The 23660-nt window shown below is 54.0% G+C and carries 19 protein-coding genes; 9 read left to right on the top strand and 10 right to left on the bottom strand.

The features are described from left to right. Window positions 1-13 precede the first annotated feature (13 nt). Window positions 14-1732 (bottom strand): methyl-accepting chemotaxis protein, encoded by a 1719-nt coding sequence (locus SHEW_RS04735; protein ID WP_011864727.1) that lies wholly within the window; start codon window positions 1730-1732, stop codon window positions 14-16. Between the two features lie 511 nt (window positions 1733-2243). On the opposite strand from SHEW_RS04735, the gene SHEW_RS04730 reads away from it, so the two are divergent. Beyond that, entirely contained in the window at window positions 2244-5213 is a 2970-nt protein-coding gene (locus SHEW_RS04730; protein ID WP_011864726.1) for an ImpA family metalloprotease, read from the top strand. A gap of 300 nt (window positions 5214-5513) precedes the next feature. After that, entirely contained in the window at window positions 5514-7052 is a 1539-nt protein-coding gene (locus SHEW_RS04725; protein ID WP_011864725.1) for an MFS transporter, read from the top strand. A 120-nt stretch (window positions 7053-7172) separates the two neighbouring features. Here the strand turns inward: SHEW_RS04725 and SHEW_RS04720 are convergent, their stop codons facing one another. The 5 genes from SHEW_RS04720 to SHEW_RS04700 all read right to left on the bottom strand — a co-directional run bounded on the left by SHEW_RS04720 (window position 7173) and on the right by SHEW_RS04700 (window position 14510). Next, entirely contained in the window at window positions 7173-9296 is a 2124-nt protein-coding gene (locus SHEW_RS04720) for an EAL domain-containing protein (protein ID WP_011864724.1), read from the bottom strand. A gap of 278 nt (window positions 9297-9574) precedes the next feature. Further along, the gene (locus tag SHEW_RS04715) at window positions 9575-11869 is read right to left on the bottom strand and encodes an OmcA/MtrC family decaheme c-type cytochrome (protein ID WP_011864723.1); all 2295 of its coding nucleotides are present in this window, start codon (window positions 11867-11869) and stop codon (window positions 9575-9577) included. 158 nt (window positions 11870-12027) lie between these two features. Next, on the bottom strand, window positions 12028-12942 hold the full coding sequence (locus SHEW_RS04710) for a LysR family transcriptional regulator (protein ID WP_223294794.1): 915 nt from the start codon (window positions 12940-12942) through the stop codon (window positions 12028-12030). Window positions 12943-13153: 211 nt separating this feature from the next. Next, window positions 13154-13864, bottom strand: a complete 711-nt coding sequence (locus tag SHEW_RS04705; RefSeq protein WP_011864721.1) for a pseudouridine synthase — start codon at window positions 13862-13864, stop codon at window positions 13154-13156. Further along, window positions 13854-14510, bottom strand: a complete 657-nt coding sequence (locus tag SHEW_RS04700; protein ID WP_011864720.1) for a helix-turn-helix transcriptional regulator — start codon at window positions 14508-14510, stop codon at window positions 13854-13856. The genes SHEW_RS04705 and SHEW_RS04700 overlap by 11 nt, the downstream gene beginning before the upstream one ends. Window positions 14511-14650: 140 nt before the next feature. Here SHEW_RS04700 and SHEW_RS04695 point away from each other — a divergent pair, with 140 nt between their 5' ends. Further along, entirely contained in the window at window positions 14651-15256 is a 606-nt protein-coding gene (locus tag SHEW_RS04695; RefSeq protein ID WP_011864719.1) for an NAD(P)H-dependent oxidoreductase, read from the top strand. Between the two features lie 139 nt (window positions 15257-15395). Continuing rightward, window positions 15396-15818: a VOC family protein gene (locus SHEW_RS04690; protein ID WP_011864718.1), complete on the top strand. Its 423-nt coding sequence runs from the start codon at window positions 15396-15398 to the stop codon at window positions 15816-15818. Window positions 15819-15882: 64 nt separating this feature from the next. On the opposite strand, the gene SHEW_RS04685 is transcribed toward SHEW_RS04690, so the two are convergent. The 3 genes from SHEW_RS04685 to SHEW_RS04675 all read right to left on the bottom strand — a co-directional run bounded on the left by SHEW_RS04685 (window position 15883) and on the right by SHEW_RS04675 (window position 16990). Further along, the gene (locus tag SHEW_RS04685) at window positions 15883-16131 is read right to left on the bottom strand and encodes a hypothetical protein (protein ID WP_011864717.1); all 249 of its coding nucleotides are present in this window, start codon (window positions 16129-16131) and stop codon (window positions 15883-15885) included. A gap of 5 nt (window positions 16132-16136) precedes the next feature. Beyond that, window positions 16137-16439 carry a hypothetical protein gene (locus SHEW_RS04680; protein ID WP_011864716.1) on the bottom strand — a complete coding sequence of 101 codons (303 nt, stop codon included), beginning with the start codon at window positions 16437-16439 and terminating at the stop codon, window positions 16137-16139. A gap of 233 nt (window positions 16440-16672) precedes the next feature. After that, window positions 16673-16990, bottom strand: coding sequence for a TehB-like domain-containing protein (locus tag SHEW_RS04675; protein WP_011864715.1), 318 nt, complete (start codon window positions 16988-16990; stop codon window positions 16673-16675). A 152-nt stretch (window positions 16991-17142) separates the two neighbouring features. Here SHEW_RS04675 and SHEW_RS04670 point away from each other — a divergent pair, with 152 nt between their 5' ends. The 5 genes from SHEW_RS04670 to SHEW_RS04650 all read left to right on the top strand — a co-directional run bounded on the left by SHEW_RS04670 (window position 17143) and on the right by SHEW_RS04650 (window position 22902). Next, window positions 17143-17649, top strand: a complete 507-nt coding sequence (locus tag SHEW_RS04670; RefSeq protein WP_011864714.1) for a YcxB family protein — start codon at window positions 17143-17145, stop codon at window positions 17647-17649. Window positions 17650-17797: 148 nt separating this feature from the next. Then, entirely contained in the window at window positions 17798-18472 is a 675-nt protein-coding gene (locus SHEW_RS04665; protein ID WP_011864713.1) for a YiaD family glycine zipper/OmpA-like lipoprotein, read from the top strand. A gap of 161 nt (window positions 18473-18633) precedes the next feature. After that, window positions 18634-21393: an ATP-binding protein gene (locus SHEW_RS04660; protein ID WP_011864712.1), complete on the top strand. Its 2760-nt coding sequence runs from the start codon at window positions 18634-18636 to the stop codon at window positions 21391-21393. Beyond that, window positions 21383-21721, top strand: coding sequence for an Hpt domain-containing protein (locus SHEW_RS04655; protein WP_011864711.1), 339 nt, complete (start codon window positions 21383-21385; stop codon window positions 21719-21721). The genes SHEW_RS04660 and SHEW_RS04655 overlap by 11 nt, the downstream gene beginning before the upstream one ends. After that, the gene (locus SHEW_RS04650) at window positions 21718-22902 is read left to right on the top strand and encodes a response regulator (protein ID WP_011864710.1); all 1185 of its coding nucleotides are present in this window, start codon (window positions 21718-21720) and stop codon (window positions 22900-22902) included. Before SHEW_RS04655 ends, SHEW_RS04650 begins: the two co-directional genes overlap by 4 nt. On the opposite strand, the gene SHEW_RS04645 is transcribed toward SHEW_RS04650, so the two are convergent. Beyond that, window positions 22899-23465, bottom strand: coding sequence for an acetate uptake transporter (locus SHEW_RS04645; protein ID WP_011864709.1), 567 nt, complete (start codon window positions 23463-23465; stop codon window positions 22899-22901). The two genes, SHEW_RS04650 and SHEW_RS04645, sit on opposite strands and share 4 nt — an antisense overlap. Window positions 23466-23660 lie beyond the last annotated feature (195 nt).

Here is a 23660-nt window from a genome sequence, read left to right as displayed (position 1 = left end):
ATAGTTACCTCAGCTACACCTTATAGTGGGCGATATCCGCCTCCATGGATTCTGCCAGCCTGGCCAGATCCTCGGTGGCATCGCTGCTCTGTCTGGCGCCCTCGGCGGTCTGATCCGAGATCTCGCTGATGTTGGTGATATTGATGTTGATCTCCTCAGTGACCGAGCTCTGCTCCTCCGAGGCGGTGGCTATCTGGGCGTTGAGGGCGTTGATCTCTTCTATGCTGTTTAAGATCTGCTGCAGGGCATCACGAACCATCAAGGATTTATCCACGCTGAGTTTCACCTGCTCTGTGCCGCTCTGCATCATCTGCATCGAGTCCCGCGCCCCCTGTTGCAGGCGCTGGATCATCTTCTGGATCTCCTCGGTAGAGTCCTGGGTGCGTTTCGCCAGAGAGCGCACCTCGTCGGCCACCACGGCAAACCCCCTGCCCTGCTCACCCGCCCGCGCCGCCTCGATGGCCGCGTTCAGCGCCAGCAGGTTGGTCTGCTCGGAGATCGCCTGAATGACATCCACCACAGTGCCTATCTCATTGGAATGCTGGGCTAGTAGTGTCATCGCCTCGCTGGCTCGGCTCAGCTCCTGCGCCAGCGCCTCAATCACGGCGATACTCTCATCCACCACGCCCTGGGCGCCGTGAGCGGCGCCGTTGGCATCCTGGGAGGCGGTGGCGGCCGAGGCAGCGCTCTGAGCCACCTCACGCACAGTGGCGGTAAACTCATGGATGGCGGTGGCGATCAGCTGGGTCTGCTGCTGTTGATCCAGCACGTTGCGCTGGGTCTGAGTCGATACCACGGCATTCTCTTCCGCCGCGCTGGCCAGGCGTGAGGTCGAGGCGTGGGTGTTGGTCACCGCCTGCTGGAAATCGCTTGCGATGCGATTCACATGCTCGGCGATATGGGCAAATTCATCGTGGCCGCCGAGGCGAATACGCTTGGTGAGATCGCCAGCGGCGATATCCACCGCCGTCTCTTCCAGCTGCACCACAGACAGGCTCACCCGGCGAATGATAAATACCGAGCTGACGCTGATGGCAAGCATGGCGACGCCAGAGAAGATGGCCACCAGCCAGATGTAGAGGGAGACGGTCTCCTGTGAGGCCTGATAGCTAGTCTTAGCCTCGGCGATCTGCATATCCAGGAAGGCCTGGGCCTGGTCGGTGATATCCTTAAACAGGGGGTTAATCTTCTCGAGCAGCAACTGATTGGAGCGTTTATATTCTCCCTGACTCAAGGCCTGGATGGCGGGGTTAAAGCCCTCCTGAGTAACCTTGTCCAATAGCGACACCAGGCGATTGACCTCGGCGCGCTCATCGTCGGCGAGATCCGATGCCAAGATCTGATTATCTATAATGTCGTGCAGCGTCTTAATCGAGGCCCGGCTGGCATCGATATGGAAGCTCAGGGGGTGGTTGTGCATGTCGGCAAAGGCGTTGGCGGGATCATGTTGAAAGCCGAGCAGCAATCCGCTGCGGGCCTTCTCCAGCTCGTTGAGCACCTTACCGGCCCGGATGCTGTGCTGCATACCCTGACCGTAGAGATCCCCTATGGCATATCCCGCATCCAACATACCGGTGATCCCCTTATAGCCGAGGAAGATGAAGGCGAAGATGATTAAGAAGATATTGAGTTTTAATTGAAATCTTACCGACTTGATCCGCTCCATCAAGCCTGATCCCTGGGTGGACGCTGCCGTCATCTCATGTGCCTCCTGGCGTTTGTGTTCAGACATAATCGCTTCCTTTTATTGCCAATTCATTGCATCTAGGCCAGGCGGCATCACGACTGCTAAAGCCGTGGCACCTAAAATCACAGGCCTGATTTAGGCCACCCAAAATTGAGCCCCAGACTTACGCCGGATGAGTCAGGCAAAGATAGTTAACCTAATAATACTTAAACTAATAACCCTTATTGCAGCAGAGTGCCAGCAGATACCTTTACCTAATTAGTGGTAGATCACATTTGCCCCATCTTTTTGGCCAATCTGTACGCTTACGCCTGACTTAGGCCTCACTTAGGTCAAGCGAGATAGCTGGAAAGCGGTGGCGAGAAACGGGTCAAGCTTTAGCTGCTCGCTTGCTACCGCGTTCGCCTTGCTTGCGCTTTTATCGCCTTGGCGTCAAAAAAACGCAGACGTCAAAATATCGACTTAGCCATTGTTTTTATTGAATAATTTTTCATTTTCATTTGATTTCGGCGACGTTTGCTATCAGAATGTCGCAAATTGAAAATGAGGTGTAACAATGAAACCATGGATACTCCCCGCCTGTATCGCCCTGGGGCTGACGGCCTGCGGCGGTTCAGAGGATAGCAACACGGATGCGGGTAACGGCGGCGCAGTCACGCCCCCCTTGGCCCAAGCCCCGAGTGTCGAGCTCGGCCCGGATCAACAAACCTGGAATCATGAAACCCTCTCCCTCACGGCAAGCGTTACCCTGTTTAATCCGGGCACGGCCAGCTACCAGTGGCTGCAGACCAGTGGGCCGAGCGTCAAACTCAGCGGCCTAAGCAGCGACACCCTCACCCTGGACGCCAGTGACCTGCTGCAAGATGAAGATATTGCCCTCTCCCTCAAGGTCACCGACGCTGCCGGCCTAAGCAGTGAGGATAGCCTCACCCTCAAGCTCAAGGACAAGATAAGCGCCGCCAGCCAGAGCGGCGATGCCAGTCTCATCGAAGGCCTTGAGCCTAAGGTGATCGCCCGCGGCCTCAAGCTCATTCAAGACTATCGCGGCGCCCAGAAGAGCTTCTTAAACACCATCTATCAGGCGGACAGGGTCAGCTACGATTCGGGTCAACACTCGCAGATGATCCAGATGCCGCTGGCAAGTAAGGGCTTCCCCCTCAAGCAGAGTTTCGAGCTAGTGCGGGGCAATCAGGGGCGCCTGTTTGCCGCGGCGAGCGACCTAAGTGGTCAGCGCAACGCCGCCTTCGGCACAGACATCATCTCTAGCATGCAGGGCGGCAACAACCTGGGCTTCGAGCCTAGCATGATGCGTCTACTCTCCTGGCTGACGGGTGAGGCGCAAGCAAACCTGGCGGCGACCAAGCAGGTGCGCCTGTTCCTCATCAGCGACTGGAGCAAGAGCCGGGTGACAAACTGGCTCACCAGTCACTACCCCAACTGGCAGGTGAGCCGCTGCGATGTCGCCAGCGAGCTGGCAAGCTGCCTGGGCGAGGCCGAGCTGGTGATCACAGGTTCCATCGAGGCGTTCGATGAAGCCGAGGTGGCGGCAAGACTCGAGGCGCTACAGCAGGCCAAGATCCCCCTGCTTTATCTGCACATGCACGCCTGGAACAGCGTGCCGCTGACTCAAACCGTTCTTGGCGCCATGGGCTTTGCCATGCAGGGCCCAGGCGGCCCCGGCAACTACTTCAGCCCAGACAAAGCGGATTGGAGCGACTATCTCGCCATGCAGGCGGCTAATCCGGCGCTGAGCCAGGAGGCCCTCTGGCTCGAACTGCTAAAGAGCGAAAACCCAAGCTTTAACCTGGCCAACTGCGCGGACACCTGCGACAGCCAATTTAGCGAAGAGTACCGCAGCGCCCTGGCGCATATTCGCAGCAGCATCAACCGCCTGGACACGGAGAAGACGGCCATCTTCGACAGCCCAGAGTATCAGCTATACAAGTACCTGATCTTGCTTGGCGATCGTTACCGCAGCGAGATTGACTACCCCATGGATGTCAGCACCACGGCGCCGATGAGCTACCTTAAGGCGCTCTTTGCCGACAGCAGCGTATACAACAGCCGCCGCATTAATCCTGTGCCTGCGGATCTGGGTAACTTCAGCCGCACCGACTTCTCCCATGTGACGCCGGTGGACAAGACAGTCGCGCTGAGCAGCAAGGCGCCGTTTCGCGCCGCAGGCGTCTACGCCCTGCCGGGACAGACCTTTAGCGTGACACGCACAGACAACAGCCAGGTAGAGACCAAGGTCTTCATCAATACCCAGCGTTCTGGCTCTACCCAGGAATATGGCAGCAAGGGCTATAACCGCCCCAAGTATCTGCAATCGCCAGCCATAGCGATAAAACCGGGGGAAACTATCACCCTCACCTCCCCCTATGGCGGCCCGGTGCAGATAAGATTTAACGCCAACGACCTGCCGGTTGAATTTACCTTTAGCCATGTGGGGCTGCACCCCTTCTGGCGCAGTGACAAGGACGATCAGGCCTTCATTCAGGGACTCGCCAAGGGCGACTACGACTGGGCCGAGCTGGCAACCGAGCACTTCGAGGTCCACTCGCGGCTCAATAAGATGCAAGAGACCATGAGCCATGAACCCAGATGGGATACGCCGCAGAAGATGAGTGAGGCCATCGGCACCTTTGTACACAACTACCCGCACCTGCTGGCAGGCTTTAAGGGGCCGGGGATCGACAGCGTCGATGAGATAACCAACTTTGCCGCCAGTAAGGGTTGGCAGCTAGATCAACTCGACATGGTCAAACATATGAACGCCGACCAACCTACCTGTGGGTCCGGCTGCTCGGGTAATCCTTACGACGCCTCCTGGTCATTCAGCCCAACCGGCCATGGCGACATCCACGAGCTGGGCCACGGCCTGGAGCGGGGACGCCTGAGATTCGACGGTCACGAGGGCCACGCCTCCACCAACCCTTACTCCTATTACACTAAGTCGCGCGCCTATCAGGAAACCGGCAAGCTGCCCGAGTGCCAGGGCCTGTCGATTCAGGATGAGTTCGATGTACTGCAGGCCAGTCAGCGCCAGGCCGATCCCTTCGCCTATGTGCAGGCGGCTAAGCTCACCAGCTGGTCGAGCGGCATGGCCACCATGCTACAGACCATGATTGCCGCCCAGAAACAGGGCGCGCTGCAAAATGGCTGGCATCTGCTGGCGAGGCTACACATATTGCTGCGCGAATTCGAGCGCGCCCAGGCCGACGAGGCCAGCTGGCTGGCCAAGCGCGACCAACTGGGCTTTGGCAGTTTCGACCTTGCATCGGCCAAGGGGCTAAGCAACAACGACTTTCTGATGATCGCCATGAGCTTCTCTACCGGGCTCGACTATCGCGACTTCTATCAGATGTGGGGACTGGCCACCTCGGATGCCGCCAAGGCCCAGGTCGCTAGCTTCGCCTACCCAGCCGTGCCAAAGAGCATCTATGTCTACGCCCCTGGGGATTACTGTTATGGCCTGGATCTGCAAGCGGTTGCCGTCGATGGCGAGCAGGCCTGGCCTCTCTAGCCTTGTTAAACGAAACATAACCACAAAAGCTAACGATAAAGACAACACCAACGAAGCCTAACCCTGAACTAAATCCATAGTTGTCACACCCTTTTTGGCGAGCCGGAGTGCTCGCCTTTTTTTTACCTGCTGCTCACACCAGTTTGACCCACAGTGAATGATTTTGGTCTTTAAGGTCATTTTTAGGTAAAGTGTGCTGGCAAATGACGAGCTATCACCCCAATAGCGAGTGTTTATCACAAACCAACACGAGATGTTGCAGCCAAGCAGCACAACAAAAAAGATAAATTAAGGAAGGGTATGAGCGACGCCAATGATGCTTACGCAGATAATGATCTGCGTGAAGTTAAGCAGCTGGGAATGTGGGCCTCCATTGCTAGCCTAAGTTATATTTTCTGGATCGTCGGCGGCATGGAGCTGGTCGAACGTATCGCCTATTATGGCGTGAAAGCCAGTGCCGGCCTCTACGCCAAGGCGCCCGTCTCTCAGGGCGGCCTGGGGATCAGTCTACACGACTATGGTGTCATCATCTCGGTGTGGGCCCTGATGCAGACCTTTATTCCTGTGTTTACCGGCGGCATCTCAGACCGTGTCGGTTACAAAGAAACCATCTTCGCCTCGACACTGATCAAGATCTCCGGCTACTTGGTGATGGCCTTCTTCCCTAACTTCTGGGGCTTCCTCTTCGGCGCCATCCTGCTGGCAGGCGGCACGGGTATCTTCAAGCCTGGCATTCAGGGCACCTTGGTACTCTCCACCGGCCGACAAAACACCTCTATGGCCTGGGGGATCTTCTATCAGGTGGTCAACATAGGCGGCTTCCTCGGTCCTCTGGTGGCCGTGCATATGCGTCAGCTCTCCTGGGACAACGTCTTCTACGCCTGCGCCGCCATCATCTCACTCAACTTCCTCTTCCTGCTCGCCTATAAGGAGCCGGGAAAGGAGGAGCGCATCGAGCGCAACCGCAAGATCAAGAGCGGTGAGATCACCCAAGAGGCACTGTGGAAAGATGCCCTGCACGAGCTGAAGAAGCCTGTGGTGATCTACTACATGCTGGTGTTCGCCGGTTTCTGGTTCCTGTTTAACTCCCTGTTCGACGTCTTGCCGATTCATATCGCCGAGTGGGTCGATACCAGCGTGATCGTCACCAGCCTGTTTGGCAGTGAGGGCACCTCAAACGGCATCTTGCAATTCTGGCTCGGCCTGGATAATTCGGGTACTAAGGTGATGCCAGAGGGGATGCTAAACCTCAACGCCGGCATGATCATGACCAGCTGCTTCCTGGTTGCCGCGCTTACCGCTAAATACCGCATCACCACCGCCATGCTAGCGGGCTGTCTACTGAGTATCATCGCCTTCGTGCTTATCGGCGCCACCAACGCCGCCTGGATGATAGTGCTGGCGATTGCCATGTTCTCCTTCGGCGAGATGATGATCAGCCCCAAGAAGAACGAGTTTATGGGTAACATCGCCCCTAAGGGTAAGAAGGCCATGTACCTGGGCTTCGTCATGCTGCCACAAGGGATAGGCTGGGGATTGGAAGGCTACTTCGGTCCTAAGCTGTATGAGATGTACGCCTCGAAAGAGATCTTCTCTCGCGAGCTGCTGCTCGATCGTGGCATGAGCGCCAGCGATATCGCCGCCATTCCTCAGGGTGAAGCCTTTACTACTCTGGTGAGCTACACAGGTGAGTCGGCGCAGTCCTTGACGACCCTGCTCTATAACAGCCACAACATAGGCATGGCCTGGTATATCATCGCCGCTATCGGCACCATCTCGGCCGTGGGGATCTTCATCTACGGCAAGTGGTTGCTGACGTTGCAGCGCGCCCGCGCCTAATAAAGAGAGGGAGCCTAGGGCTCCCTTTTTTATTGGCTGCTCGGCATCAGGCTCAGTCTTTTGTTCAATCTTTTATTCAGCTTTTGGCTCAATCTTTTATTCAATCTTTTATTCAATCTTTTATTCAGTCTTTGAATTGGCCTTTAACCCTGCCTTTACCTCTGTCTTTACATCTGCCTTTACATCTGCCTTTAACTCAGCCTTCGAGTCTCCCCTTGAATCAGCAGCCTGCTCGCTGAAACGCTCCTGCAGCAGGGCGTAGCGCTTGGCCTCGGCGGCCGGCATCGCCTTGGCATACAGCCAACCCTGAACCGTCGAGACCCCGGCTGAGGCGACGAAGGCCTCCTCGGCCTTGGTCTCTACCCCCTCGGCCACCAGATTAAAGCCCAGGCTGCGACACAACATGCAGGTATGACGGTAGAGCACCTGCCCCTTGTGATGCCCGGTATTCTCCAATATCGATCTGTCTAGCTTGACCCCATCTATGGTGATCTTGCTCAGCAGGCTGATGCTGGAAAAACCCGTGCCGAAGTCATCGAGCACAAAGGAGAACCCATATTGGCGCAGGTAGGCCATGCTGGCCTCGACGGCAGTGAGGTCCGCCACAAACATAGACTCGAGCACTTCGATATCGACTCTGTCCGCCATGTCGCCAAGCAGCTCGATCAGCATAGACTGCACATCCTGACTCAGGACGCTATTGGGATTGAGGTTGATGCTGACTCTGGGGTAGAAGCCCTGCTTGGCCCAGGCCTGTAGGTCGTCTCGCAGGCGGCGGATGACGAAGCTGTCGATCAAATTGGAATACCCCGCCTGATCGAAGGCGGGAATAAAATAGGGGCCCTCCACCTGACCACGCTCGTTTCTCAGCCTCAGCAGCGCCTCATAGCCGACGACCCGCCTGTCACTCAGGCTGATCTTAGGTTGGTAATAGAGCAGCAACTCACCGTTGAGCACCGCCTTAATGGTCTTCTCCAGGTTTAGGTTGGCGGCGAGATCCTCTGACTGCTGACGGGCATAGTTTCGCTCGCTGATCTTCTCGATATCCTGCTGCAGCTGCACCCGCTTGATCAGGTCCCGCTCGAATCCCTTATTGCCCACCAGCAGGCTATAGCGGCGCACGAAAGGCAGATAGATAAAAACCCCGGCGCATACCAATAAGAGCTGTACCAGGGGCAGCGCCAGGGTGCCGCCCGCCACATAGCCATTGAGAAAGATGGGGGTGATCCAGGCAAAGTCGTTACCGGCGAAGCTCACCCAGCCACTGACGATCAACAGGGTGCCTATCAGGGTATTAAACAGGGGCACTAACACGAAGGGCAGCATCAACCTGGGGTTAAAGATGATCGGCAGGCCGTAGATGAGGATCTCGTTGATGTTAAACAGGGCGAAGGGCAAGGCCAACTTGGCCACATTGACGGCATTCTTATCCTTGGAGGCGATAAACAGGGCGATCAGCAGCGAGTGAGTGGCGCCGCTTCCGCCGAGCAACACGAAGAGATCGGTAAACTGAGACAGCGTCAGATTCGGCGCAACCTGTTGTAATCCATTGTCGACCCCAAGCACCAACATGTAGGCGATATCCCCATGGACACCGAAGCACCAAAGCACATGGGTGGCCAACACCCTGACAAACAGCTGAAGCAGTGTGCTGCTGGCGGCAAGGGAATCCACCAGCGGACTCAGCACCATGCCCAACAGCTCCCCCACCCAGTAGATGCCGGTGGTCACCAGCACGAAACAGAGGATCAAGGGAATAAACAGGTTGAGATGCAGCTTAAGGTAGCTGCTCAGGCTGGTGCTTTGCAGCAAGCTCAGCGCCTTAATCGCCATGAGGCGTTGCAGCAGGTAGGCAACCAGAATCGGCGTGATAATCGCCCTGGCATCGCCAAACAGAAAGTCGAAGCCGTTGCTAAGGTCGATTGCCTCGCTGCCATGGATATGCAGGGCAATCTGACTGCCGATGGAGAGCGACGCCACCACCACCGCCGAGACATGGAGATACTTGGCAAAATGAAATGACAAGGAGAGCAGCGCCATCAAGGGAAAGAAGCTAAACAGGAGACGACCAAACTGACTCAGCCAAGCATAGGCGGCACTGCCCTGCCAGCTGGGCTGCCACACATCCACCAAGGCGACGATCAGTGCCAGCAGCGAGTTAACGAAGATAAAAGGCAAGAGGGCAATAAAAGACTCTTTTATCGCAATGAGAAACAGGCTGGAAGAGGTATCTTTGACCGCCAAATTACGGCCCCCGAGATCTGCTGATGGACTCTATTTAAGTTAGTCCAAGATGCTGAATAGACCAAGATACTGAATAGACCAAGATACTGAAAATAGGCAGTACAGCGCGGGCGACTGAGAAAGCCAACACAAAACGAATACAAAACGGATACAAAGCATGACAGCAAAAGCTGGGCATAAAAAAGGGGAACCTAAATCAGGTTCCCCAAGATTACTGCTATCTCAGTGGGCATTTAGCAGGGGTATGCCCAATTAGCGAGAATTATTATTGTTGGCGTCTAGTGAGCACCACCGGCGTGAACTTTATCGACACCGTATGTCTTACCTTCGGCGTGACAGGTTGCACAAGACTCGACTGGCAGGTCAGCAGTTGTATCTGGCTTACCATGTACAGTCGCACCATTGCTCTCGAAGTGAGCGAGTGCAGAGGCACTGTAGTGACAAGAACGACATGACTCTGCAACAGGGGTAATAAACTGTGTACCTGCGGCGTCAACTGCAATAGCGCGTTTACCTGAAGTCAAACCACCGTCAGCAGCGAAGAATTTCGCTCCATCTTTGTGACATGCCTGACAATCGGTTGCCAATGCTGGGTATCCAACCACTTCCAAATCAGAATCTAGGTGAATTCCAGGGAAACCTCTGTTGTCATCCCAAAGACCTGTATGGAAACGGTGAGCCACTGTAACAAGATCTCTATTGCTGAAGGTCACACCTTCAAGCGTCTTGAATATTGGCTTACCGTCAGCATCAACCTCATCACTCTTATACTCAACAGCCACATGGTAAGAGCCACCCCAAGTATTGTTGTGACAACCAACACATTGGTCAAAACGTTCATTACCATAGTGCTTAGCAACAGTTAGCGAGCCATGACATGTACTACACTTAGCTTCATCTGCCGTAATAGAAGCAGGATTACTTTGTCTAACTGGAGTTGCACCACTACCATCTGCATTAGCGAGATTCCAATATGCTGGTGCCATGGTGACCCCTACATATTCAATATCTGCATCAGCACATTTAGCTAGCATACCCTTAGCATCAGCACATACAGAGAAGCGTGGGGTAATTGCAATGCTCTTACCATCGAAGTCTAGGCCGTCTTTTTGTAGTGTAACCACTAACTTACCACCAACAGCTGGTACTCCATTTAAGTTCATTGTCTTAGTGGCATTACCATGGTAAGTACCATCAGTATCAACCCAACCTAACAGCATTACGTCATACTTAGTGTAATCAGTAAAATCAAAGCCATCCGCGATAGGCGCACCGTCGACAGTCACATCAAATGTCACCACAATTTCATCTGCCGTAGGAGAAGCATTCTCTGTGTAAGACACTGAGCTAACGCTAATTTCCATAGAGTCCGTCGCAATAGCTCTAGCTCCGACTTTGTGCACAGCATCTGGGCTCAGGTTACCAATGTGACAGTTCATACATTGAGAATCATCAGCCTGTGGTAGCTGGAAGTCAGAGTGACCTTCACCGGTTTCGAAGTTAACGGTTACGTGACAACCTACACAAGCTTCACGGTAAACGTTTTCTTTCCACTGGTTGCCATTGTCGTGACAGGTAGTACATTCATTCAGCTCTGCTGGGAAGTGAACGCCAGCAAACTCTTCTGCATCACCTTTTAACACGCCCCACTCGGCAAGATGACCACCGGCGTGGATGGTGTGGATCATGGCGTTAAAGTTAGGGTTAAAGCCTTTTTCTGGATCGTTCTGATCGGCGGCATAAGCTGGGTTATGACACGCGATACAGTTTTCAACTTTCTGATAGTTATGGTGAGCACCGATGTTAGCAATACGTTTGTCGCCATCATCATAGCCCATCAACTCACTGTGACACTGAATACAGGCAGCGCTTGATACCGAATCTTTCGCCGATACGGCCATCTCACCGGTCGCAGGAATGAAATCGAGCGGAGTAGAGAGTAGTTTGTCGGAAATCGATACGCCAGTTGCGTCGGTCACATCATAGGTACGGATCATGACACGGAACATGCTGTTAGGATCGCCATCGGCTACCACAACAGGTGCGTTACCATCATGTTCCCAAGTACCTGTGTAAGTACCAGGGTTTTCAGCATCTTCTACCAAGGTACATGCATCGACTTCGGCGCCGCCACGCGCTGCGGCCTTACCAGTAGGCGTACAGTACATGCTAGAACCAAATTCGTTAGCCAGGGCATTGTTCGACCAGAGCATAGGAGCGCCACTACTAGTGGTGTTAGCCACTTGGTTAGTCACATATAGGGCAACTTTCTCTAGGCCAGTAAACGGAACATCATCTCCTTTACTATTTTTACCCGTCGCGGTGAACTTAATAGAGAAGTCATCAGCTCCTACTACTACGATATCGGCAGGTTGTAGAGTTAGTTTGAAGTCTGCGGCAGTGGCTACAGTATCAACGGTAGATCCCGCTGGTGCACCGGGTGTTCCAGGAGTACCAGGAACACCAGGTTCACCCGGTGCTCCATCTTTACCATCTTCACCATCACTACACGCGCTCACACCAATGGCACAGAAGAGTGCCATGGCTAATAAGGTAATTTTATTTTTTTTCATCGCCATATCCCTTTATAGGTATTTCTGCTATTGCAGTACCTCAAATATAAGGGAGTGACGATAAATTGTTAGATAATTGAGTCCAAGTTGTGACTGCAATTTAAAGATTCATTAACAGAAATTTCAAAATTTGAAAGCGTAAATTTCAAATTTTGAAATTAACATTTAACGAGTAGCTGTTTGATAAGCTGGATAATTAATTCTCTCTGCTCCAGCGAATAGCGTCGATACTCGGCCGGATTCTCCAGCAACAGGTATTGAGGCGACATGCTTTCACCGTGAAGGCGCCCCACCTCCTCGTCAGACAGGCGTACCACGCGGATCCCCGGCAGGGCGCCGCAGATCTCGGCCTCAGAGCAAGGCAGGAAAGCCACAGAGTTCATGGTCAGCAGATGGCTGTACCACTCGTCTCGCGAACTGACTCTTTCTATGCTGTCGATGTCGGCACCGTTTTGACGAGCGAACACCTCAAGGGGGTCGATCTTGTCATTAAAGCCCTTGCCATCCAGGCAGAGAAAGGGGTGACGACAGATGGTTTCCAGGGTCAAAGGCTCGCTCTGGGACCAGATGGCATGCTCCTCGTTGGCGGCCAGACAGACACCGCTCAGACAGCCTAACGCCTCGACCGACAGCGGATGCTCGTTGCAGGCGTCGAACGTCACTCCCATATCCAGTTCACCGTTATGGATCTGATCGGCTGAGTCATCTCCCCAGATCACAAACTGTAACTGACTAAAGGCGTCTCTGGCATTGCTGCGGGAAAAAGCCAGGGAAAGGCTGGCCATGATACTCGGGGTAACCGCGACTCTCAGGCGTTCACTGGCCAGCTCGCTGCTCTTTTCGCTGATAGACTGTTCTATTTTCAGGACGGCTTCACAGAACTGACACACGGGCTCGTAGAGAAACTCCGCCATAGGCGTCGGCTTGAGTCCGAGCTGACGACGATAGAAGAGTTCGTCGTCGAAGGTGGCACGTAACATATTCAAACAGCGGCTAATTTTAGGGGCTGACACATTAAGTTGCTTAGCCGCTATGTTGGCATGTCCGGTTTGAAAAATGACTTTAAACACCATCAAACAAAACACATCGAGTTCGCTGATTTTCTTAAGTGTTTGATTGCTCATCGATACTATTGTTTATATTAGTAATCTAATATTTATAACACATGATTTGCATCAAACGATATAGCCATTAGTCACACATTTGCACTTGGCTTGTTGAACCCAGAAATTAGTGCTAGGTGAAGCGGCAAACCCAAAATCTTGTACTGAGCATGGCTGGCTTTTAGCCGAATATGCTAGCCACCTCCTGTGGCGTCAGCGGGCGATACTGCCCTACAGCCAAGGTTTCATCCAGGATTAGGTTACCCACGGAGAGCCTGTGCAGCGCCATCACCTGATTGCGAAAACGGCCAAACATGCGCTTGATTTGATGGTAGCGCCCCTCATGCAGGGTGACCCTGGCCAGGTGGGGTTCTAGGATCTCAAGCTGTGCAGGCTGAGTGGTAATATTCTCAAAAGCAAAGTAGAAACCCTCGGCAAAGGCCTTCACATAGGCCTGAGTGAGGGGAGCCTTGAGGGTGACCAGATACTGCTTGGCCACCTTATGCTCCGGCGACATGATACGCTTCGACCAGCGGCTGTCGTTGGTGAGCAGCAGCAAACCCGAGGTGTTGAGATCCAGCCGTCCGACAATGTGCAACCCCTTGTCCTGATAGTCGGGCAAGAGATCCATCACCGTCTTGTGCTCATCGTCCTTGGTCGCGCTCACCACACCAACCGGCTTATGCAGCATGAGATAGATGGGCTGCTCCTGTCTCAGCGCCTGCCCATCGAGCATCACTTGAGAGAACTGATCTATCTGACAGTCGGCATCGCGCACCACCTGACCGTCGACACTCACCCGGCCCTTTGCCAAGATGAGGCGTACCTGCTTGCGAGGGATCTGACAATGCTGACTGATAAAACGATCCAGCCTGGCGCGTTTAGCGGACATCTTGTTGTGTCGGTGCGTGAGAGGCGAGCGGCACCAGCTTGTAGGCGCAGCGTCTGGCGCCGGCTATGATATGCTCCTCGCGGCTGACGCTCGCCAGTTCGCTAAACAGTTCTTGAAACAGCTGCAACTCTGAGCGGCAGAAGTTAGCGCAGCGACTCGCCGCGGCGCAGATGGGGCAGTGATTTTCCAGCAGCCAAAAGACGCCATCTTGCTCCTCGACTGAGGCGACATACCCCTCCTGGGTCCTGAGCCTTGCCAGCGCGGCTAACTTATCCGCCAGACCCGTCGCTTGCGACAGCGCCTCCTGATACAAACGCCGACTCGCCTGCTCTCGGTGATCGATCAATTGATCCAGCCCCTGGTCACCAAAGACTACCCGCACCGAGTCGATCAGTTGACTGGAGAGATCGTCGTGTCGGTCTGGGAACAGCTTGTAGCTCTTCTCGGTAAGCCCCCAGTAACGGGTGGGACGACCGCGACTCGCCTTTCTGTCTTCGAAACTCAAGATCCCCTCCTCTTCCAAGGCCTGCAGATGTTGCCTAACCCCCATGGTGGTCAACGCAAACAGCTCGGCCAATACCTTGGCGGTACTGGGGCCGTGGATCTTGATATGGTCGATGATCTTGTCGCTGGTCTTCTTACTCACCCGCCGTCTCCTCTGGACTTCTATGGGACCATTATTACCGATCCAGAGATTAAGTAAACTTTTTTATTTACTTTAGTCTTTACAAAATTAAATAAAGCAATTAGTGTATAAAACATTAAATAAATAAAAAGGTTTACATAATGAAACTTCTTATCGTCAGTGCCAGTCAACGTCCAGGTTCTCAAAGTGCCAGAGTCGCCGGCTACCTTAGCGAACATGCTAACCAATTCAGTGAGATACAACATATTGAGCTGTGCCGCTATGACCTGCCCTTCTGGGATGGCGACAGAAACGGCGCAGCGCTTAAGGCGAGCGACTGGCAAAAGATAAGCCCGCTGGTAAAGCAAGCCGACGCTCTGGTTCTGATCACCCCAGAATGGGGCGGTATGGCCTCACCCATGTTGAAAAACTTTCTGCTACTGTGTGACAACCAGGACACGGCCCACAAGCCCGCCCTCTTGGTCGCGGTTACCAGCGGCATCAGCGGCGCCTACCCTATCGCCGAGTTAAAGATGAATGCCCTGAAGAACAACAAGCTGGTGCCCATTCCCGATCATCTGATCATTCGTAACGTGGAGCAGGTACTGGGAGAGGGTGAGATAGATGCCAGAGAGCAGGGATTAAGAGCGCGCATCGACTACAGCCTGCACATGCTCGGCCAGTATGCAGATGCCCTCGGCGTCATACGCCAGCGCCATAGGGATCAGCCCTACCCCAAACAGCAGGAATATGTATACGGCATGTAGTGCCGCCTAAGTGCTAACTTCAAGTGATGCGCCAGCCCCAGCTAGGCACTAACCCCAAGCGAGGCACTAACCCCAAGCTAGGCACTAGATCGAGCGTATTAACGGAATAACACCAAGCCAGCAGAGAAGGAATTGCATCATGATCCATTTAGAACACATAAATCTCGTCGTCACCGACATAGAAACGGCCCTTAATTTCTACCGTGCGGCCTTCCCCCATTGGTCGGTACGTGGCGGTGGTCAGGGAACCTGGTATGGCAAGCCACGCAACTGGGTTCACTTCGGCGATGACTACCAATACCTGGCCTTCAACGATGATGGCGAAGGCGAAAACCGCGACTTAAGCGGACACCAGGTCGGCCTGGCTCACTTTGCTTTCGTGACCCAAGATCTCGATGGCGTGATCGCCAGACTCAAGCACGCGGGCTTCGAGGTGGACAAAGCGGGACAGGAAGATCCCTTCCGCCGCAACGTCTACTTTATCGACTCCAACGGCTATGAGGTGGAGTTTGTGCAGTATCTCAGTGACCTGCCAGAGCAGCGTAACCGCTACGACACTTGATAGCGGCCGCGAAGCATTAGCAAAAATACGAGGGGATAGATCTATCTATCTTTGATATCCGGGCCTATCCCAGATAGACCAGCAGGGTAAACAGCAAGAGATAGAAGAAAAAGCCTGCCATATAGACGGCGTAAAAATCGTTTTTCGCCAGGCGTTTCTCTTGATGAAACAAGGCAGGCCAATACAAGGGCTTCTGCACCCGGCCAAAGGTCACTAGCCCAATCACCACGGCGCCCGTGGTATAGAGAACAAACGAGAGTAAGATCTCCCAGATAAACCAGATAAAGAGTTCGGTGAGACTAGCCGCTAACATGAGTATTACCCCGCCATCTTGCTAAGAAACAACGCAAAACCCGCGCCTGCGAGCAGAAAGATGATCACCATAATGGTGAGCGTCTTGGAGCGTGCCATGGATTGCAGCAGGGCAAAGCCCGTGTCCATCTCAGCCAAGTCTCGTAACAAGGAGGAGCTAGCAGGCGTTTTGGCTGTCTTCGCTGTCTTAGATGTCTTAGATGTATTAGATGTCTCGGCACTTCTATGCACTAGCTTATCTGGCTTAGTCTTTGCCAAGTTTTCCATAGACGCCTGAGACTTATGGGTAGAGTCTGGGGAGGTCTTCATCAGCTTTCCTTAGCTAAAGGCTTTATTGGACTCTAAAGCCTGGCCAATAGAAAGTCAGGTTAACTTTTATTCACTTCTTATATTCACCTCTTATTGGTGTCAGGCCAATGCTTAACCAGATCACCACTTTAGCCAGCTCTCCACTTTAGCCTGCTCTCCACTCTAGCTAGCACGTCACTTTAGCTAGCGCGTTACTATGGTTATTGGATAAGTGAAGACAAAAAATGATTCGGCTAGGCCTGCTCTACCGGCCCCTCGGGTTTGATGAAGAAATGAATTTCGAAACGGGTATCAGGGGTAAGCGGCTTGATGCTGTGCCAGTAGCCGGGATGAGAAATCGCCGTCTCATTGGCCCCTAGTCGCACCTCGCGATTGACCTCGCCCAACTTGTCTAGGTAGCCGAAAAACATCAGCTCGCCTTGGATAACATGGATCTGCTCATACACGCCGGGCCGGGTAAAATGCCGCTCACGGTAGATGGCGGGCATATCCTGCTCGCTAAACACAGGTGTCTTCTTGCACTTCACATATCCCTTAGGCACAAATGACATCTTGAGGCTCCCATTTTCAAGGCCGATTGCCGACGTTCAGAAAGCTAAACTTAGTCTAATTTTGGCTAAAGATCTAAGGCAAGCTCACGGCGAGATTGCACTTCACTCACAAGAGATTACACTGTGTCCCAAATTCTGCTATCTCTACTTGTATGACAGCTTCATCTCACTCTCAATTAAACGCTTCGTTTAGCTACAGCACCCACTTTACCCTGGACAGAGCCTATTATGCTGAATGCTTCGATGCCTCAGTGACTCAGCCCGCTCCCCGCGCCGAATACACTAAGGCGCTCGGCTTTCTGCTGATCGGCCTGGCCCTGCTGTTGACCGGGGTTAACGCCTACGCCTCTTGGTTTATCATCGCCCTCGGCGTATTGGAGGGCTTAAGTATCAAGTTTAAGCGCCCCTGGTACCTGACCCGCCAGATGATGAGCAAGGCCGCCGGCAACGAGGCCAGCCTCACCCTGAACGAACAAGGGATCAGCATCGAATCCCTCTATGTTAAACAGCAGCTAAGCTGGGACAGTATCGACGACATACAGGAGACCAGCGCAGGCTTTCTGCTGCTGACAGGCGGCCAAAAACACTACCTTTCCAAACGTTTTCTCGATGAAGCCTGCTGCCAGTTTATGCGCGGCAAGGGCGCCAAACAGGGCTAAATTTGCCGCAGTTTTATTAAACTTTGTATAGATTCAGGCAAAAGTGCCTCGCTTTGTTATTATGCAAACAAAATGCGACAATAGCGCACATAACAACAAGCCCTAAGGACGATCTCCGCCCTAAGGCAAACCTGATAATGGAGTAACGATGATCAGTAACCAGAAACTCGTCGCGGCAATCTTGGCCGGTTCGACACTATTTATTTCGGCTTGTCAGACAACTAATCCGTATACCAACGAAAGCCAGAACGCCAAGGCGACTAACGGCGCCATCATAGGTGCCATCGCCGGTGCTGCTATCGGTGTGGCCTCGTCAAGCAAGAGCGACCGGGGTAAGGGTGCACTGATCGGTGCCGCCTCAGGCGCAGCCGTTGGTGGTGGTATCGGCTATTACATGGACGTGCAGGAAGCCGAGCTACGTAAGCAGCTACAATCGACTGGCGTCAGCGTGACCCGTAACGGCGACAACATCATCCTTAACATGCCAAACGAAGTGACCTTCGGTGTCGATCAATCTGTGCTGAGCAGCCGTGCCAAGAACGTGCTGGACAGTGTCGCCTTGGTCGCCAAGGAGTATGATGAAACCATGCTGAATGTCATGGGCTTCACCGATAGCTCTGGCAGCGAGTCATACAACCTGCGTCTGTCTCAGGTACGTGCGGCAGAAGTTGCCAACTACCTGATGTCTCGTGAAATCAAGAGCCAGCGCATCAGCTCTGTGGGCATGGGTGAGTCTCGTCCAATCGCCGACAACTCGACCCAGCAAGGCCGCGCGCAAAACCGCCGTGTCGAGATCGTGCTAAGCCCAATGTCACAAGGCTAAGCACCAGGTTAACCACCTAATCCTATCGTGTCCCTCGCGCCCTATTGCTTGAGGGACACGCTTTACCCCCTCTTCCGCAAAAAAGATTCACAAATCGCCTCCCCTAAATTGCCTCCATAGGTCTAGACTTATTCTCAAGGGATAACAAGGATGTGGATGCCATGGCGCCAGCAGGGAATAGCATAGACGACTCGCCGTTTGCACAGCTTATCTGCGACAAGCAAGGAGTGATCATTGAGGCCAACGACGCCTTGTATGCGCTGTTTGAGCTCAACCATGAAGCCGTCGTCAAGCGCCCACTCGAGCAGCTACTCACGCTAAATCAGACCGACTCAAGCGACTCACTGCTTGAGGCCATCACTCACGCCTTGGCACTTACCTTAGCAGATAGGCAATCGCTCGATGTGCGTCTTCATCGCCAATCCAGGACGCCTTGGTATCAGCTGTTTCCCCAGGCGCTAAGCAATAATCGCTACCTGCTGCTGTTTGTCCCCCAGCGCGACGATCCCAACATCAATCAGGCATACCTCAAGCGTTTCGAGGCCTTTCTCTGCTCCGCCGATATCGGCATCTGGCATTATGACTCCACCACCGGCGAGACACGTTTCTCCAACCGGGTGAAGGAGTTGCTGCAACTTAACCATCACAGCCCCCTGAGCTGGCAGAGTCTACAGCAGATGGTCACGGTGAAAGATCGTTATAAGTTCGACCCCTTTCTCGCCCCCTCGCCCTCGGGGAAACATAAGCTAGCGTTTCGTTTTCGCATCGACTCGAACGATGTCGCCAGGGTGTACGAGCTTTTCGCCGAGCATATCTATCTGGAAAATGGCCACTTCAAGCTGCTCGGCCTTATCAAAGATCAGACAGAGTCTAAGGCGATGCTCGACGCCCTCAACGAGGCCAACGAGTCGAAGAAGCTGGCGCTCGAGGCCGGTAACATAGGCAACTGGCGGGCACAGATAGATGAACAGGGGCAGTGGATCTGGCAGTGGGATCAGAGGGCCAACGAGATGTTTTGCCTCAACATAGAAGACATTGGCGTGTTGGAGAAGTGGGCCGAGCGGATCCACCCGGAAGACTTCCCCGCCGTGATGGCCGCGGTGGAAGACTCGCTGGCCAATGGCAATCCGTTTCATCAGGAGTATCGCGCCATTCTGCCAAACCAAGAGATCATCTACATACTGGCCAAGGGCAAGGTGAGCCAGGGGCAGAACCAGCAAAACAGCCGCATCGATGGCATCTGCATCGATCAGACTCCCATCTACCAAGCGCGCCTGGCGCTGCAGGAAAGCTACCGCTCACTCGAGAGCCGGGTAAAGCAGCGCACCACAGAATTGCAGCTCGCCAAGGAGCGGGCCGAAATCGCCAGTCAGGCCAAGAGCGAATTTCTCTCTATGATCAGCCACGAACTGCGCACCCCAATGAACGCGGTGATCGGCGCACTGGAGCTGCTCTCCCTGGCCGACAAGTCGGGCGAGGAAAGAGATCTTATCGAGACGGCGTCGACCTCGGCCAATAATCTCATCTATATCCTCAACGACATCCTCGACATCAACAAAATAGAGTCGGGCAAGATGCAGCTGGAGCAGCAAGACTTCCACCTCGCCGGGGTGATCGCCGATCTGATCAAGAGCTTCTCACCGGTGGCCAGTCGTCAGGGGTTACGCTTTGCCGTGCAGGAAGCCCTGGAGCTGCCCGACTGGGTCGAAGGGGATATCGTCAAGGTGCGGCAGATCCTCAGCAATCTGCTCAGCAACGCGATGAAATTCACCCACAGCACACAGGAGCAGACCGGCTGCGTGTCGCTAAACATCACGGTAGGTGAGCAGAATGACATAGTGACCCGGGTACGCTTTACCGTGACAGACAATGGCATAGGCATAGACAAGGCGACCCAGAAACGTCTGTTTACCCCCTTCGTGCAGGCCCAGCGCTCGACCACGCGCAACTATGGCGGCACGGGCCTGGGCCTGGCTATCTGTGGCAAGCTCACCAACCTGATGGGCGGCAGCATTAGCCTTAAAAGCGAACTTGGCCAGGGGGCCCAGTTCTGTGTAGAGCTTCCCTTCTGGCGCGCCCATCACCACGAACAAACTCAAGAACTTAGCGAACACACCATAGGGATGGTGAACCTGGGCCAGCCCCAGACCACGCTTGATTGGATAAAACAGTGTTTGACCGACAAGGGGGGCAGGGTCAAATGCTACCAGGCCGAGCAACTGGGCATCGATACCCTGGCTCTGCCTCTGGTGATCATTCTCGCCACCGGCGAGGCTGACGAGCTGCGCTTTCTCGCCAACCAGGCGGCGAGTCCAAAGGGCCACAGCAACTGGCTTGTCGCCCTGCCCCAACATCAACGCAAGGCGCTGACACAGACGATTCCCCAGATAGACAGCCTGGACAGCTATCTGTTATCCAAGGCCTTGCTGCTCAAGGCGGTGCACAAACGCCTAAACACAGGCCTTGCCATCGACCTCGACGAGATGGAGCTGGATCTCTGCGATCCGCTGACGCAGGAGCCAATGCCAGGGCTTAAGGGAGACGCCGACATACTGGTGGTTGAAGATAACCCGTTAAACCAGAAGCTAATTCTTAAACAACTGGACATGCTCGGCTATCGCTGCAACCTCGCCGAAGATGGTCTGGCCGGGGTGCACCTCTGGCAGTCGGCAGACTATAAGCTGATCCTTACTGACTGCCACATGCCCAACCTGGACGGCTATGACATGTCTAAGCAGATCCGCCAGATAGAGAACAGTACCCAACGTAAATCTGTGCCCATAGTGGCCATCACAGGGGCCGCCATGGCCACCGAACTCGACGACTGCTACCGCTCGGGCATGAACGACTTTGTCAGTAAACCTGTGCAGCTTAGAGACCTAAAGAAGGTCATCCAGAAATGGTATCGCCATGAAGAATAGTCCCCAGATCCTCAACCCTAAGATCATGCGTGATCTCATCGGCAATGATCCCGGGCTCATCGCCCAGTTTAAGCAGGACTTCGTCGCCCAGGCCCGCACCAGCCTGCGCGAGTTGGCCACCCACTACAACAACCGTGAATTTGCCGGCCTTAAACAGAAGGCGCACTTTCTCAAGACCTCTGCCAAGGCGATCGGCGCCGAAGAGGTTGCCGACAAGCTGCAACACCTGGAATATGCCGCCCTGGGGGAAGATATGCCCCAATGCAAGCAGCTCATCATCCAGCTCAAAAATGCCCTGCAGTCCCTGATAGAGGTGATCAACTCATGACTCGAAAACCCAGCGTTGCCTGTCGCCACCCCGAAGTGATCATGCTCTATGAGAAGGAGGAGGATATCTCGGGCGCCGCCAATATCATTGCCGAGCAGGTCGACGAATATCGCACCGTGCCTGTGACCCGGCTAGTGGGCGAGCAGATAAAAGAGCATAAGCCCTCGGTGATCCTTTTTGCCATGAGCTCGGTGAAGCTCAGCATAGAGCTCTATACCAAACTCCTGAAAAACCAGCAGATCGCCTACAGGCATTACGCCATAGTGCTGTGCAAGAACAAGGAGTCTGCCCTGGCCTTTCGCAGCTGCATCAAGGGGGTGTTCGACAACTACTTCGTCTACCTGCCCCTGTACGAGAAGTTTCGTCTGAAGATGATAGTCCACAACGGACTGAGACAGAGCCAGGGGGATGATCACTATGCAGGTCTGGATGACGACCAGCTGGAGCGCATCGATACCAACCTCGCCTCGCTCATCGAGCTCAGTAGCCAGTGTAAGCGCCAGCTACTGGATTCGGTCGACTCCTGCAAGGCGTCAGTCGAACAGTCGACCGAGCAGCTCCCCCATGGCAGTGAGGGCATGAGTCACGACAAGGCGCTGGTCAAGTCGCTGGCCAAACAGCATATCGAGCCCCTACTGACTCAGCTGGAGCTGGAGATCAAAGATGGGCTGGATCTCATTCTGGCGCAGCTCACCAGTCGCCATAGCGAGATCAAAGACATTAAGCAGCAGGTGATCGCCAAACAGCAAGCCAAGATCCCGACCCAGGCCCTGGTCAGCTCGCTGCTGGATGAACAGGAAGCCAAGCCCCCCAAGAAGAAGATCTTGGTGGTGGAGGATAATCAGATCTACCGGGAGATGATCGTCAAGGTGCTGGAGCAAGATGAGTATGATACCGAGCAGGCCTGCGACGGTCTTACGGCCCTCAAGATGATCAAGGGTAACGATTACGCCCTGATCCTGATGGATCTCTACATGCCTCATCTGGATGGCATCAACACCACCAAACAGCTCAAGGCAGATAATGACGGCAAGGATATTCCCGTGGTGGCGCTGACCAGCAACAACAACCGTGAGCTGATCAAGCGTTGGGCCCAGGTGGGACTGAAGGGCTATATTCTTAAGCCCTCCAATCGCACCGAGATCCTTCAGGCGGTCAAGACCGCCATCGAATATGGCTAAGCCTTAACCTCACCAATGGGCAGAATCACCCGGCCATACTCCTGATTAAGCACCTGAGCCATGGCGAAGTAGATGGCGCTGGCGCCGCAGAAGATCCCTTCGAACCCGGCGATCATCCCAATCAACTCGCTACCTGTGAAGTCACGGGCCGCAAGCAGGAAAAAGAGTATCGTCAAGGAACCGAACACCACCTGCTTGGCGCGTGGGTAACGCAATGAGCCGACAAACATGAAGGCGGTAAACAGGCCCCAGAGGCTTAAGTACCAGCCCATGAAGTGACTCGGACTGGCTGCGGCGAGGCCAAGCTTAGGCAGCATGATTAGCCCCACTAAGGTCAGCCAGAACAGGCCATAGGAGGTAAATGCCGTAGTGCCGAAGGTATCTCCCCGTTTAAAACACATCATGCCCACCAGCACCTGGCCCAGACCACCGTAGAAGATCCCCATCGCCAAGATCATGGCATCGATGGCAAAGAAGCCCGCGTTGTGTATGTTCAATAGCACGGTCGTCATACCAAATCCCATCAGACCCAGAGGCGCTGGATTGGCCAATTTTGTCGACATTTAATTCCCCTCGTTATCGCTCGCAGTGAATGATGCGCCCCTTTGGCGCGGTCAAAATCGCGGCGGATTCTAGAGAAGTCTTAAGGGCATCACAATACCAGGCCAAATGGGCAAAACGCCATAATTAAAATCGATATAAAACAACATGATAACTAAAGGCTGTCGAGAAGGGACATTGACAGGCAAGAAAAATTG

Source organism: Shewanella loihica PV-4 (assembly GCF_000016065.1).
In the GTDB taxonomy this organism is placed as follows: domain Bacteria; phylum Pseudomonadota; class Gammaproteobacteria; order Enterobacterales; family Shewanellaceae; genus Shewanella; species Shewanella loihica.
The sequence above is the reverse complement of the archived record's forward strand: the minus strand, read 5'-3'. Positions and strand labels throughout refer to the sequence as shown.

Bases quoted from the DNA above. Each gene is read 5' to 3' on its own strand.
- SHEW_RS04735 (WP_011864727.1), bottom strand. From the start codon at position 1,732: ATGTCTGAACACAAACGCCAGGAGGCACATGAGATGACGGCAGCGTCC.
- SHEW_RS04730 (WP_011864726.1), top strand. From the start codon at position 2,244: ATGAAACCATGGATACTCCCCGCCTGTATCGCCCTGGGGCTGACGGCC.
- SHEW_RS04725 (WP_011864725.1), top strand. From the start codon at position 5,514: ATGAGCGACGCCAATGATGCTTACGCAGATAATGATCTGCGTGAAGTT.
- SHEW_RS04715 (WP_011864723.1), bottom strand. From the start codon at position 11,869: ATGAAAAAAAATAAAATTACCTTATTAGCCATGGCACTCTTCTGTGCC.
- SHEW_RS04710 (WP_223294794.1), bottom strand. From the start codon at position 12,942: ATGGTGTTTAAAGTCATTTTTCAAACCGGACATGCCAACATAGCGGCT.
- SHEW_RS04705 (WP_011864721.1), bottom strand. From the start codon at position 13,864: ATGTCCGCTAAACGCGCCAGGCTGGATCGTTTTATCAGTCAGCATTGT.
- SHEW_RS04695 (WP_011864719.1), top strand. From the start codon at position 14,651: ATGAAACTTCTTATCGTCAGTGCCAGTCAACGTCCAGGTTCTCAAAGT.
- SHEW_RS04690 (WP_011864718.1), top strand. From the start codon at position 15,396: ATGATCCATTTAGAACACATAAATCTCGTCGTCACCGACATAGAAACG.
- SHEW_RS04685 (WP_011864717.1), bottom strand. From the start codon at position 16,131: ATGTTAGCGGCTAGTCTCACCGAACTCTTTATCTGGTTTATCTGGGAG.
- SHEW_RS04680 (WP_011864716.1), bottom strand. From the start codon at position 16,439: ATGAAGACCTCCCCAGACTCTACCCATAAGTCTCAGGCGTCTATGGAA.
- SHEW_RS04675 (WP_011864715.1), bottom strand. From the start codon at position 16,990: ATGTCATTTGTGCCTAAGGGATATGTGAAGTGCAAGAAGACACCTGTG.
- SHEW_RS04670 (WP_011864714.1), top strand. From the start codon at position 17,143: ATGACAGCTTCATCTCACTCTCAATTAAACGCTTCGTTTAGCTACAGC.
- SHEW_RS04665 (WP_011864713.1), top strand. From the start codon at position 17,798: ATGATCAGTAACCAGAAACTCGTCGCGGCAATCTTGGCCGGTTCGACA.
- SHEW_RS04660 (WP_011864712.1), top strand. From the start codon at position 18,634: ATGGCGCCAGCAGGGAATAGCATAGACGACTCGCCGTTTGCACAGCTT.
- SHEW_RS04655 (WP_011864711.1), top strand. From the start codon at position 21,383: ATGAAGAATAGTCCCCAGATCCTCAACCCTAAGATCATGCGTGATCTC.
- SHEW_RS04650 (WP_011864710.1), top strand. From the start codon at position 21,718: ATGACTCGAAAACCCAGCGTTGCCTGTCGCCACCCCGAAGTGATCATG.
- SHEW_RS04645 (WP_011864709.1), bottom strand. From the start codon at position 23,465: ATGTCGACAAAATTGGCCAATCCAGCGCCTCTGGGTCTGATGGGATTT.